Raw genomic sequence first — 12,649 nt, 5'->3', positions numbered from 1 at the left:
TAATATGATTGGTCCTTGACATTAGTCCGCTCCCAGATTCTGGGTGACGCTTGTGAGCGTGGTGGAGGGGTCGGACAAGTTCCTCCGTAGTCTGACTACTTGCCCGACCCCCGATTACAAGCCTTTGCCGCTACGAAGGTGAAGACTCACCCTCATAACCCAATGGATTTTGGAGTTGCCAGCGCCAGTGATCTTCACACATTTTTGCCAGATTTCGGTGGGCTGACCAGCCAAGGTCCGCCAGCGCCGCTGACGGATCCGCGTAGCTCACCGCGGCGTCACCGGGACGTCGCGGTGCAAATTCGAATGGCACTGGTTTTCCTGCGGCGTCACCAAACGCCTGAATAACCTCCAGCACGGAGGATCCGTTTCCTGTCCCTAGATTCCAGATGAAGACGCCCCGGTGCGTGGGCAAGTAATCCAGCGCTGCGAGGTGGCCCGCGGCTAGGTCCATGACGTGGATGTAGTCGCGGACTCCAGTACCGTCCGGGGTGTGATAGTCATTGCCAAAGACCATGACTTTTTCACGTCGTCCCACGGCAACCTGGGCAACAAAGGGCAACAAATTATTCGGAATACCTGTGGGGTCCTCGCCGATGCGACCAGATTCGTGGGCTCCGACAGGATTGAAGTACCGTAATAGCGCCACTCGCCAGGAGGGGTCGGCCGCACCGAGGTCGGTGAGAATGTCCTCGATCTGTTCCTTAGTTCGGCCATAAGGGTTTGTAGCATCCAACGGCATTTTCTCGATCAGGGGCACCTCCTCGCTGGCACCGTAAACGGTAGCGGACGAACTGAAAACCAAGGTTCGAACCCCGTGTTTGTCCATAGCGGCGAGCAGGTTCAGCGTGCCGACAATGTTGTTTTGGTAGTAGCGCAACGGCTGGGCAACCGACTCGCCTACAGCTTTCAATCCCGCAAAATGAATGACCGCACCGAAGTCTTCTCCCGCGAACAGCTCGTCAACGCCAGGGGCCTCAAGCAAGTCGAGCTCCACAAACTTTGGAGACCTGCCTGTCAGCTCCTCAACTCGACGTAGAGACTCCGCTGAGGAATTTGCCAGATTATCCAGCACGACGACGTCGTGCCCGGCTTCCAGTAGGCAAAGGACCGTGTGTGAACCTATATATCCGGCGCCGCCGGTGACAAGAACTTTCATGCGCTCCAGCCTATACGGACTCCCGGTAGACTTGATGATTGTGTTATCGAAGAGCGCCACCACCAAGTCTCCAGCCACGCCCGGACTTCCTCTACCTGCCAACAGGGTTGTTTCCGGCTATCGACCTGAGCTACAGGGACTGAGAGCCGTTGCTGTCATAGCTGTTGTTCTCTACCACTTGTGGCCGAATCGTGTAACTGGCGGATTCGTTGGAGTTGACGTCTTTTTTGTTATTTCTGGCTATCTGATCACAGGACACATGTACCGGGAGTTGATGGGCAAGGGTCTCTCCCTCATCCAATTCTGGGGGCGCCGCATCCGGCGCCTTCTACCGGCTGCGTTTCTGGTATTGTTCGTTTCCCTTGCTGCCGCTTACTTGTGGATTCCTGCCACACTATGGGAGTCAACCGGTCACCAGGTCGGCGCAAGCGCGCTGTACATGCAGAACTGGGTTCTGGCTGCTGAATCCGTGGACTACTCCGCACAAAATGCAGCCGCGACCGTGTCTCAGCATTACTGGTCCCTCTCCATCGAGGAACAGTTCTACATCTTTTGGCCCTTGATCATGGTGGCGCTGCTCTGGTCTGTCAGCCAGCTGACCAAAGGCGTCCCGGCGGTATCTATATCCGCACGGACAACGCTGATCACCGGATTGAGCATCATTGGGGCAATATCCCTGTTTTACTCGATCTACGCGACAGCCTCGAACCCGGCGGCGGCCTACTTCGTCACCCCTACCCGCGTGTGGGAATTCGCCATTGGTGCCCTGGTGGCGTTGGTCTTTTTGGATCGGCAATTTTCCGGCCCCGTGGCAACGGTTCTCGCGTGGGCAGGGCTAGCTGCCATCCTTATCTCAGCTCTGTTGTACAACAGCCAGACGCCATTCCCAGGTTCCGCTGCGCTAGTACCTGTCGTTGGCACTGCCCTCTTGTTGTGCTGCAGCGGCAGAACCTCGCTGCTAAGCCCCACATGGTTCCTGTCCCGCCGGACGGCAACCTTCATTGGGGATATTTCCTACGCTGTGTACTTGTGGCACTGGCCGTTGATTATCGTGACTCCATTCGCGCTCAAAACCGAGCTCAACTGGTCAATCAAGCTCGGAATCTTGGGATTCACCATCCTGCTGTCCTGGGTGACAAAGCTGTTGCTCGAGGATCCACTCCGCAAGGGCACACTGTTGCGGAGCAACCTACGCACCTATTCGTTCACAGCCTTGGGCATGGTCCTGATCGCTGGGCTCTCGTTTGGATTGACGGCACTGGCCAATGCGCCGATCCAAGTCGAATCCGAGACGCAATCAGCGAGCTGTTCTGGTCCTCGTGCACTCAACCCAGACAACGACTGCGCCTCTATCTTGGGCGATTCTGCCCCCAACCCTGCAGCCGTTGCCGTTTCCAAGCAAAACACGGAGCCCCGCTATCCGGGCTGTCAGGCGAGCTTCGAGGGCACCGAGCTGGTGACATGCGATCTCGGCGCACCAGCCGCTGCAGCCAAGACCACAGTCGCAATCGTAGGCGATTCTCATGCCACCGCATGGTTTCCAGCCATGGATGAACTGGGCAAAAAACATGGCTGGCGTGTGGTGACGTATTCCAAGTCCTCATGCCCTCTGACTAATGCGCTTAGAGTGCAGGTTAGCGAGAAAACCGACGAGAACCAGCTCAGTTGCCATGAGTGGAACATGAAATTGAATAAAGAGCTAACGTCTAGTACAGAAATTTCTGCCATATTCACCGCGGCTTTCTCCTCCGCCTACTCCTTTAAAGCATCGAGCAGTGACACTATGGCCAACCCATCCGTGGAAGGATTCACCTCCATGTGGGCTGGTTGGCAGGCCTCCGGCAAGAAAGTTGTCGTCTTTGACGACGTGCCCCGGACCAACGGTCAGTACATTCCGACGTGCCTGTCCACCAACGCCGATGACCCGATGAAGTGCGCTCTACCGGTAAGCCAAGCTCTACCGGCGAGCATGGCCATCACGGAGGCCGCTAAGGTCGCCGAGGCTGACGGCATAACCAGAATCTCCTTGCGAAATGAATTCTGCGACACTAATTGGTGCTACCCGGTCATTGGCCAGTTGATCGTCTACCGCGACTACTCACATCTGTCGGAGGAATATTCCCGGGCGCTGGTACCGTATATTGATGCACAACTCGGTGCCGCAAAGATTGGCCAGTAATTGACGAATAACGGTGGCGCAATGTCGGTTCTGCATCTGGGTGACATCTCAGGCACATCTCGAAACGTTATTGACGTGGCCCGGGCCAAAGGCTTGGACTGGACCTTGAGGGACGTACCGGCGGGCCGTGGCTCTAACCCTGCAAGGATCGCTTGGCTGCGACTCAAAGACCTTGTAGCCGTACGGCTCCAACGGCCACGGCCCGTCATCCTCCACATCAACTATGGCGTCTCAGGTTACTACGGATGGGGCCGGCGCGGAGTCGTGCTCCACCTGCATGGAACAGATGTTCGCTCCGACATGGTCAGCCGATATCTGGGACCGGCGGTGAGGCGCTCCGTCAAGACCGCTGACGTGGTGCTGTATTCCACGCCTGACCTGGCCGCAGCCGTCCGCGCGATTCGGCCTGACGCCCAATGGTTGCCCGCCCCTCTTCCCACAGAGGCCGAAAACTTACTTGAACCTGCCCTACCAAGGACGGGACGCCGAGTCTTCTTCGCCAGCCGCTGGGATGATTCCAAGGGCGCCCCGGAACTTCTTGCGCTGGCGGCTCGACTCCACCGGGAATTTCCTGAACTAGAGCTCGTCGGTCTGGACTGGGGCACGCACGCTGCTGAGGCCCGTGAAATTGGCATGACCCTCCTGCCTCACATGTCTACCGGAGAGTTTCGCGCCCAGTTGGCTCAAGCAGACGTCGTTGTCGGACAACTCGCCGTCGGCGCCCTAGGGCTGAGCGACCTTGAAGCGATGGCACAGGCTCGCCCGCTTGTGGCCAAATTTACACTTCAAGAAGAGTATGGGAGCGAAGCTCCGTTGTTCAATTCAGCAACACGTCAGCCATTCGCTCTGATCCAAGAGATCCTCGCGAATCCTCAGGCTGCCTCACTGAGGTCCCTCCACGGCCGTGAGTGGGCGCTTAGTCACCACAGCGCATCGATATTGGAAGCCAGACTCGAGTCACTGTACGAATCCATATTGGCATAAGCCCAGCTGAACTTACTCGTATTGCACCCGAGTAGACTATTGACTTCCGTCCCAACGTTAATCGTGGTGGCATTTAGCGGCGGGTAGTAGTCTGGACGAGCGTCTGGGACCTACCTGGGCTTTCCTGCGGTTGCGGGGCCCCTACGCACAGACGACGCACCTAGACCTCCCCGGAGAATGTCCATGATTACGACTCGGCCCACGTCCCCTCACATCGACCAGCGTATAAGACTGCCGAACTTGACACGCAAGTTGTCCATCGGGATTCTAGCCTCTACCTTGGTCCTTTCCATGGGGACCGTGCCCGCTCTGGCGACCCCTAGCCAAGACGCCCAAACGACTCCGTCCGCGGTGGCCACGACGTCCCCGACGTCCCCACAAACGATGACCGTGCCGGATGGCGAACCGGCGATCGAGGTGACGAACGCACCCTCAACGCCAGCCGAACCCACCCCTGCTGCAGTTCCCCCACCAACACCAACTTCGGCCCCAAAACCGGCTTCTGATTCGCTCCCGGTCCCATCGGATTCCGACGTCGAGAAGTTCGGCGCCTACATGGGGCTGGGTGCGGCCAAGGCTCGGGACGACCAAAATACGGGCACGTCCACGGGTCCCACCGACCGCAGCATAGCTAAGCCGTTAGCCCTTCCTGCTGGAATTCAGGGGATGGACGTCAGCGGCTGGCAGGCTGACGCTGCCACACACACCATTAGCCAAGTCGACTGGGCGGGCCAATGGTCCATGGGAGCGCGCTTCGCCTACATTAAGGCTACAGAAGGCATCGGGTTCAAGGACGGTTCGTTCTCTTCCCACTGGAACGGTGCCTCTAAGGTCGGAATGCTCAGAGGCGGCTACCATTTCGCGTTGCCGAGTGATTCATCCGGCACCGCCCAAGCGGACTATTTCATCAATAACGGTGGTGGTTGGAGTCCCGACGGGAAGACTATGCCGCCTCTTCTGGATATTGAATACAATCCTTACACCGACTCCTCGAAGTCCAGTTACCGGGGCAACATCTGCTATAATCTCAGCGATGCGGCGATGGTCAAATGGATCCAAGACTTCTCCAACCGCGTCAAGGCTCGTACCGGGCGACTGCCTATGATTTACACCACCACCGACTGGTGGATCCAGTGCACAGGGAACTCCGCCGCGTTTGGCAACCAGCCTCTCCATATTGCAGCTTACGCCAGCTCTGTAACCAGCCTTCCTCGCAGTTGGAACGCTTACAGCGTTTGGCAATATAGCGACAACGGCCCTTTTGACGGGGACTCCAATGTTTGGAATGGCACCCTGACGAGCCTGAAGACGTTTGCGAGCAAAACTGACACTCCCCTCCCCGTAGCAAAAACGCCGTCCATCCGCTCAGCGGCGGACATTGTCGCGGCCGATACGGCAGGATCGCTCTGGGATTACCCTGCTACGGGGCTGGGCGGATATGGAGCCCGGACAAAAATCGGCTCTGGCTGGATAGGTCTGCGCTCCATCAACGTTATCGATTGGAATGCCGACGGCATCTTCGATCTGGTGGCCCAATGGGACAATGGCCGCTTAGACATGTACCGCGGTCTAGGGGCTGGAGGGTTCGCCTCAGCCCAATCTTTAGGTGCCTCCGGCTGGAATAACTTCCAATTGACCATCGGTTATTGGCTCTCCTCGAGCCGCTTCCCTCAAATACTTGCTCGCAGTTCATCCGGTGCACTGCGCCTATGGTCGAACGGCTCCGGAGGAGCCATCGCAGCAGGCCCTCAGATTGGTTCCGGCTGGGCAAAACTAAATCTCATCATGATCGATTTCGACGGTGACAACCGGCAGGACATACTGGCCCAAACCTCCACAGGGACCATGGTGCTCTATCGATCCGACGGTGCCGGTCGGTTCATCTCAGAAACCCGGCGCACCATTGGCCAGGGCTGGGGGTCGGCTACAAGCATGTCTATCTCGAGCGGTTACCGGACTCCTTCGGACAACGGAATCCTTGTCCGGTTCGCAACCGGAAAACTTGCTTACTACCCAGTGCCCGGCAATTCCACATTCTCAGCCCCGATCACCGTCGGCACCACGTGGAACGGCTTCCTCATTGCCGGGGGCGAGACGCTGGCCCCGCGGGCAACTATTCCGGCCCCGCCTGTCGTCAACCCTTCGATAAAGGCTGCTTCAGACATCGTCTCTGTAGACGCTGCTGGCACGCTTTGGCGCCATTCTGCCAGCGGGACGGGATTAGGCAGCCGGACAAGGATCGGCGGCGGATTCACCCGTACCGTCTCTATTCATGCCGTTGACTGGAACGCCGACGGTGTCTATGACCTTCTCACCCAATGGAAGAGCGGCGAACTGTCGCTCTATACCGGAAGCAAATCTGGGGGGTTCAATACTAAAACAGTGCTTGCTTCATCGGGTTGGGCCGGATTCGACATCACTTCAGGTTTTTGGATCCAGGGGGCAAAATACCCCAGCATTGTTGCCCGGCGACCGGATGGAACCTTGGCCAGCTTCACCAGCGCAAATGGCACCTCTCTGTCCACCCCGACGCCGTTGGGAAGTGGCTTTGCGCGAATGCATCCCATCATGGGGGACTTCGATGGCGACGGGAAAGCCGATATTGCAGCCATCGATAATGTGGGCCAACTCATCCTTTACCGATCCAACGGCGCAAACGCTCTGGTAACAGAAGCTCGTCCAGTCATCGGCGTCGGTTGGACAAACGTCCGGAGCGCCTCTCCCGCAAGGGGATACTCCTCAACTGCGTCCAACGGCGTTCTTGCACTAGCCACGAACGGCACCTTGAGCTACTACCCGATTGTCAAGTCGGCCTTTGGCCGTCCTGTCACTTTGGCCTCCAGCTGGACGTCCACCATGGTCTCGGGAAGTTCCGTCCTGGTGCGCCAGCGTTCGATCACCAGTGTCTCGGATGTACTAACTGCTGACTCGCGTGGAGCTTTGTGGAACTACCCCGCCACTGGGACCGGGAATCTTGGAGCGCGCTTCCAGATCGGCTATGGCTGGCTAAACGTCAAGAGCCTGCACGTTCTGGATTGGAACGCTGACGGCATCGTCGATGTGCTTACGCAGTGGTCCGGCGGTGCAATGACGGTCTACGTCGGTTCCGCGGCCGGGGGTTTCTCGCGGACTATAGCGCTGTCCACTAAAGGCTGGAGCGGCATCAACTTCGTGACCGGGCCCTGGTTAGCCGGTTCTAAGTACCCGTCCCTCGTCGGCACCAACACAGCTGGCAACTTATTTGTGTGGGCCAATGGCTCCGGGGGCGGGCTCAGTAACGCGCTCCAGATCGGCAATGGTTGGGGAACGTTGAAACTTGCCATGATTGACTTCGACAAGAATGGCACCCAAGACATTCTGGGTGTCGACGGTTCGGGATTCATGAAGCTCTACCGCAGCACCGGAACTGGAAAATTCGTCGCTGAGCCCCGGCCAACTGTGGGCAACGGTTGGAGCAACGTCGACCAGTTCAGCGGGACCGCCGGATATGCTGGCCCCAGCAGCACCGGCATCATGACCGTCATCAATGGCAACCAGCCAAGGTATTACCCGTTAGTAGCCCCACTCCAGTGGGGCGTGCCACGCAATGCTACAACGAAGGTCGCTGGCTCCGTGGTGTCTCGGTAGACCCGAGGTTTCGCAGTATGCTGGAGACCATGCGTATTCTCAGTGTTGTAGGTGCCCGTCCCCAATTTGTGAAACTTGCCCCGATCGCAAGAGCCATGGAGGGACGGGCTGAGCATTTGATCGCCCACACCGGACAGCACTACGACGAGCTCATGAGTGATGTCTTCTTCCGCGACTTGGGCATCCCGGCTCCGGATTTTAATCTGGCGATCGGTTCGGGAAAGCACGGGGCCCAAACTGGCGCCATGCTGGCCGGGCTAGAGGAAGTGTTTGAATCCTCAAAACCGGACTGTGTCCTTGTCTACGGGGACACGAACTCCACCGTTGCGGCTGCCCTGGCGGCCGTAAAAATGCACATCCCGGTAGCGCACCTTGAGGCAGGGCTAAGGTCCTTCAACCGCCGCATGCCTGAAGAACACAACCGCGTCCTGACAGACCATAGCGCGGATCTGCTGCTAGCACCCACCCAAGTTGCCATGGACCATCTAGCTCGCGAGGGACTTGCCCCTCGCTCGGTGCTTGTTGGCGATGTCATGACCGATGTGCTGTACCAAGTGAGGGATTCCCTGACTGGCTCCACGGAATCGCTGCCTTTGGGACTGCCCAGCCGCGGTTACTATGTGAGCACACTGCACCGCCCCGACAACACCGACTCTCCCGAACGGCTGGCGGCAATTATCCAAGAGCTGTCGACCTTAGGGCTGCCCGTGGTCTTGCTGGCGCACCCACGCCTGAAGAGTCTGGCAAAAACACACAACATCGACCTCAATCAGGGTTCAATCACTGTCACCGAGCCGTTGGCTTACCCGCAGCTAGTGAATGCCGTAGCCAATAGTGCAGGTGTCATCACTGATTCGGGCGGGCTGCAGAAAGAGGCGTTCCTGCTGCGGGTGCCCTGCACAACGATCAGGCCAGAAACGGAGTGGGTGGAAACCGTTGATCTCGGCTGGAACATGCTCGTGAGCAAGGACCTCTCCGTTCTGGCCTCGACAGTCCAGAGGGCACCCGCACCCCCCACGGAAGCCGCACCCTACGGAGACGGCCAGGCTGCAGCACGGACTGTTGACGCACTTCTATCCGTCATTGGGAACTGACGTGTGTCCATCGTTGTCGAGCGCCGAGGCTGCCGGCCAGTCGATTCATGGGATAATGGAACTGTGAGTCGAACATGGATTGTCATCCCGATGTACAACGAAGCTACAGTCGTTGGCAATGTAATTAGAGGTCTATTAGCGGACTTCCCTAACGTCGTATGCATTGACGACGGCAGCTCTGACGGGTCCCAGCGTGTGGCCATGGAGGCCGGGGCCAAGGTGGTCCAACATCCCATCAACCTCGGCCAGGGGGCAGCATTGCAGACGGGCCTGGAATATGCCCTACGCGACCCTGCTACGACCTGCATCATCACCTTTGATGCCGATGGCCAGCACAGGGTAGAAGATGCCAAAGAGATGGAAGCCCGAATCGTCTCCGGAGAGGCCGACGTAGTTCTTGGCTCACGATTCCTTGACGACCGGACCAAACTGTCCGTGGCAAAACGCCTCGTGCTGCGGGTGGCTGCCATGCAGTCCCGTTGGTCGACGGGTATGGCCTTAACAGACGCCCACAACGGCCTGCGTGCCTTTAGTAGTGACACCGCGGCCCAGATCCATCTCACCCAAAACCGCATGGCCCACGCGTCAGAATTGATCCATCAGTTGTCCGAGATCAAGCCTCGCTGGGTCGAGCAACCCGTGGAGATCATCTACACAGACTACTCGCGTTCCAAGGGCCAATCCCTGCTCAACTCCGTGAACATTGTCGCGGACCTCTTCTTTAGGTGAGACCATGCAGATCATTGTCCAAATAGCTCTTGTACTAGCCGTCATCGTCGTCTCGGTGGCCCTGATGCGCGGTGGCTCCAATGCCCGGCACCTGGCCATCCGGCGCATCATGCTGGTGCTTTTCGCTTGCGTGGCCGCCTTCTCGGTCTTCTTCCCGTCGGCGCTGACCCAGGTGGCCAGGATTCTCGGCATTGGGCGCGGTACCGACCTAGTCCTCTACGCCTTGATCGTGAGCTTCCTGGTGTTTATGGCAACCACCTACCAGCGGTTCCGCCATCTGGAGAATTCGCTGACATTGCTTTCGCGCCGAATTGCCCTTGACGACGCAGAGCAGCCAACGGCCGAGACGAATAGCCCCGCCCCAGGCCGCGAAGCTTAGATTAAACATGGAAAGCCCGGGCCCAACGTCAAGTTGACCCGGGCTTCTCCTTGCGCCAAACGTAATTCCTAGTTGCGAGCGAGGCCCTCAGCTACTTGGCGGGCGCGTGCCACCCATGTGTTTTGGTCCCTGATGGCCAAGGTCTTCGCGGTGGCCTCAGTAACCCGCTCAGGGAACTCCGTAAGCTCGTTGAGTAGCTGTTCCAAGGCTGCTCCGTCGAACGGCAACACCCACCCGTTACCGTGTTCTTGCACCTGGCCGGCCACGTTGGTGCCCTCGTTGACGATGACAGGCTTCCCGAAGCCGATGTACTCAGCGTATTTTATAGGCGCTGCAAAGGAGCGATAGACGCTCGGTTCGATGAAAAGCATACAAGCCGCAGCCTTTGCATAGTAGGGCTCCAGTTCCACCCCGCTCTTGTGAATGATTGTGATGCGTTCATTGACCAGAGCCTGGTATTCGGCACCATGGGCGGCCCATTCCGCTTCAGGTGTACAAATGGTCAGGCGTGCGGATGCTGATGCCGCCACTGCACGGACAGTGTCGTGCATCTTGTAGTAGCCGCCCAACCCACCGACGTAGAACAGTTCAAGGCCACCCCCGGCGATTGTCGGCAGATCCTTGGTTTCTGCGCCAGGTGGCAGGGCTACATGGCGCTTGGCCGGCACATGTGGGACGAAGTCTCCCATGCCCAGCGACGGTAGATACAGCACATCCACACCAGCCTTGTACGCCAACAAGTCCCAGTGGTACAGGGCCCGTGTGGCAGTGTGGACTATTGGATTCAGTCGCTCCCGATACTCGGGGAAGCGCCAGTAGATATCACGGTAGAACAAGCCAACTTTGACTTCGCGCTTGCGGCAGTAGCGCAGGAACGAAGCATCCATCGCGGGGTGGCGTGGCAAATGGTCAGGGTCGGTCAGCGCCGTCGGCATGGTATGACTCTCGGAGTAAAGGAACTCAAACCGCTCCCCGGACTTGATCCGCGCCTTAACGTCAGCGATGGCCCGACGGCGGAGGGTGGAGTCCCCCGCCACGATCGTCACGTTGAAGCCGATCTCTTTGAACGCCTCGAGCATCCGCAACGGACGCAGCCCGCTTCCCGTCTTGGCATGCTGGTTCAGCACATACGGCACGTGGTAGATCATCTGCTTCATGATGTGGTCTTCCTGGTCTTGACAAGTGGTAGGTGGTCCTTGCAGCTAGGCTGCGGCTGTCTGCGAGTCCGGTTCGGGCTGGTGGTCGTAGCGGTGTGCAATGAACAAGGCCAGCACAATGAATACCAGCAGGATTAAGGCCATGGCCCACGACACCATACTGAGGTTGAAGACAATGTCCCCGTTGAGGAAATAGATCATCGATAGCGGGACGGCCGCATACACGATGGAGTGGGCCAGCAAGAGGTGCTGGGCTTCTGTTACCACGAAAATCGTGGAGATGGGAGAGGTGATCAGGCTCATGAACAGCCAGGGCACCAGTGCGCGGGCTATCAATCCCGCATCAACCCATTGAGACCCCAAGATTACCGGCAGAGCCCAAGGGGACAGCAGATAAATCAAAGCGAACGGCAGGATGCCAAGAATAGCCGACCGGATGACCGAGGACTTGGCAAAGGAATACATGGAGCCGCGCTCCATGACAGACAGCCGTTGGAAGAACACCTGTGAGAGGGCGCCGTTGATCAGTCCCAAGGGAATCTGCAGGAGTTTCCAGGCCATATAGAACTGGCCCAAGAGAGCCCCGGAATAGACCACAGCAATCAAGAGACTGATGCCGTTGATACGGATAGCGTCGACAAGGGCGTTTGGCCCGTTGAGCAACGGCATCCTGCGATAGCGGCTGAAAAGACTGCGAGTTGTCTCCACGGAATCCTCCAGGCCAGTCCGCACGTCGCGGCCTTTGTGGCGCAGCGTCAGTAGCGCCGCGGTTTGCCCGATGATGGAGCCGGCTATCAGCCCGCCCACGCCTCCAAGCTTGCCTATGGCCAGTCCCAGTTGGGCCAATGCCGTGCCGCCGCTCTGAAGCACCCTGTTGATGCCGATAGCCTTGTAGTCGCTGCGACGGTTCAACCAGTAGGTAAGAGCCGAAATTTCAGCTAGTGTGAACACGCTCAGACCCACCAGCCACAGCCACGGTGCCAGTTCGGGGTTGCCCAGAGAATCAGCAATCAAAGGTGCTGCAATGCCGCACACAAGCGACGCGGTGATACTCACGGCAAGGATCAACCGAGTGGCGCCCCGTTTCAGGACTTTCGCATCAGCGTCATGCTTTGGCAGCATGATCGCAATGTCATATCGAAGGGCGGCTACGACACTGAAGGTGGCCACCAGCGCCGAGTAGAGTGAAAACAGCCCGTAGGCCTCCGGGGAGTACAGACGTGAAAGCACCGGAGTAAGCAGCAGCATCAGGATTTGCGCTGCTGCCGTCCCCGTCAGGAGTGTAACAATGTGGCGCAAAAACTCGCTTCTGCGCCACCTTGCAATCCGCCCGCCCATATT

General features: G+C 58.2%; 9 protein-coding genes. 6 read left to right on the top strand and 3 right to left on the bottom strand.

All coding sequences use genetic code 11. The annotated features are described in order from the left end of the window. Positions 1-130: 130 nt before the first annotated feature. Complete coding sequence (gene galE / locus ACX80D_RS02740; protein WP_459321056.1) at positions 131-1,159, bottom strand: UDP-glucose 4-epimerase GalE; 1,029 nt, start codon at positions 1,157-1,159, stop codon at positions 131-133. A 40-nt stretch (positions 1,160-1,199) separates the two neighbouring features. On the opposite strand from galE, the gene ACX80D_RS02735 reads away from it, so the two are divergent. From ACX80D_RS02735 to ACX80D_RS02710, 6 genes are all read left to right on the top strand, one after another. Next, a complete protein-coding gene (locus ACX80D_RS02735) occupies positions 1,200-3,338 on the top strand; it encodes an acyltransferase family protein (RefSeq protein WP_459321054.1) in 2,139 nt (712 codons plus the stop codon). Positions 3,339-3,359: 21 nt separating this feature from the next. Further along, positions 3,360-4,322, top strand: coding sequence for a glycosyltransferase family protein (locus tag ACX80D_RS02730; RefSeq protein WP_459321053.1), 963 nt, complete (start codon positions 3,360-3,362; stop codon positions 4,320-4,322). 240 nt (positions 4,323-4,562) lie between these two features. Continuing rightward, positions 4,563-7,949, top strand: coding sequence for a lysozyme (locus tag ACX80D_RS02725; RefSeq protein WP_459321052.1), 3,387 nt, complete (start codon positions 4,563-4,565; stop codon positions 7,947-7,949). A 29-nt stretch (positions 7,950-7,978) separates the two neighbouring features. Beyond that, on the top strand, positions 7,979-9,043 hold the full coding sequence (gene wecB / locus ACX80D_RS02720; RefSeq protein ID WP_459321050.1) for a non-hydrolyzing UDP-N-acetylglucosamine 2-epimerase: 1,065 nt from the start codon (positions 7,979-7,981) through the stop codon (positions 9,041-9,043). A gap of 63 nt (positions 9,044-9,106) precedes the next feature. Continuing rightward, a complete protein-coding gene (locus ACX80D_RS02715) occupies positions 9,107-9,772 on the top strand; it encodes a glycosyltransferase family 2 protein (protein WP_459321049.1) in 666 nt (221 codons plus the stop codon). Positions 9,773-9,776: 4 nt separating this feature from the next. Next, entirely contained in the window at positions 9,777-10,151 is a 375-nt protein-coding gene (locus ACX80D_RS02710; protein ID WP_459321047.1) for a DUF2304 family protein, read from the top strand. A gap of 68 nt (positions 10,152-10,219) precedes the next feature. Here the strand turns inward: ACX80D_RS02710 and ACX80D_RS02705 are convergent, their stop codons facing one another. Both ACX80D_RS02705 and ACX80D_RS02700 read right to left on the bottom strand, forming a co-directional pair. After that, entirely contained in the window at positions 10,220-11,308 is a 1,089-nt protein-coding gene (locus ACX80D_RS02705) for a glycosyltransferase family protein (RefSeq protein ID WP_459321046.1), read from the bottom strand. A 45-nt stretch (positions 11,309-11,353) separates the two neighbouring features. Next, positions 11,354-12,607 carry an oligosaccharide flippase family protein gene (locus tag ACX80D_RS02700; protein ID WP_459321044.1) on the bottom strand — a complete coding sequence of 418 codons (1,254 nt, stop codon included), beginning with the start codon at positions 12,605-12,607 and terminating at the stop codon, positions 11,354-11,356. Between the last annotated feature and the right edge of the window lie 42 nt (positions 12,608-12,649).

This window comes from Arthrobacter sp. Sr24 (assembly GCF_054511175.1).
The sequence above is the reverse complement of the archived record's forward strand: the minus strand, read 5'-3'. Positions and strand labels throughout refer to the sequence as shown.

What these genes read in the sequence shown, in the direction of transcription:
- galE (WP_459321056.1), bottom strand. Translation starts at nt 1,159, where the DNA reads ATGAAAGTTCTTGTCACCGGCGGCGCCGGATATATAGGTTCACACACG.
- ACX80D_RS02730 (WP_459321053.1), top strand. Translation starts at nt 3,360, where the DNA reads ATGTCGGTTCTGCATCTGGGTGACATCTCAGGCACATCTCGAAACGTT.
- wecB (WP_459321050.1), top strand. Translation starts at nt 7,979, where the DNA reads ATGCGTATTCTCAGTGTTGTAGGTGCCCGTCCCCAATTTGTGAAACTT.
- ACX80D_RS02710 (WP_459321047.1), top strand. Translation starts at nt 9,777, where the DNA reads ATGCAGATCATTGTCCAAATAGCTCTTGTACTAGCCGTCATCGTCGTC.
- ACX80D_RS02705 (WP_459321046.1), bottom strand. Translation starts at nt 11,308, where the DNA reads ATGAAGCAGATGATCTACCACGTGCCGTATGTGCTGAACCAGCATGCC.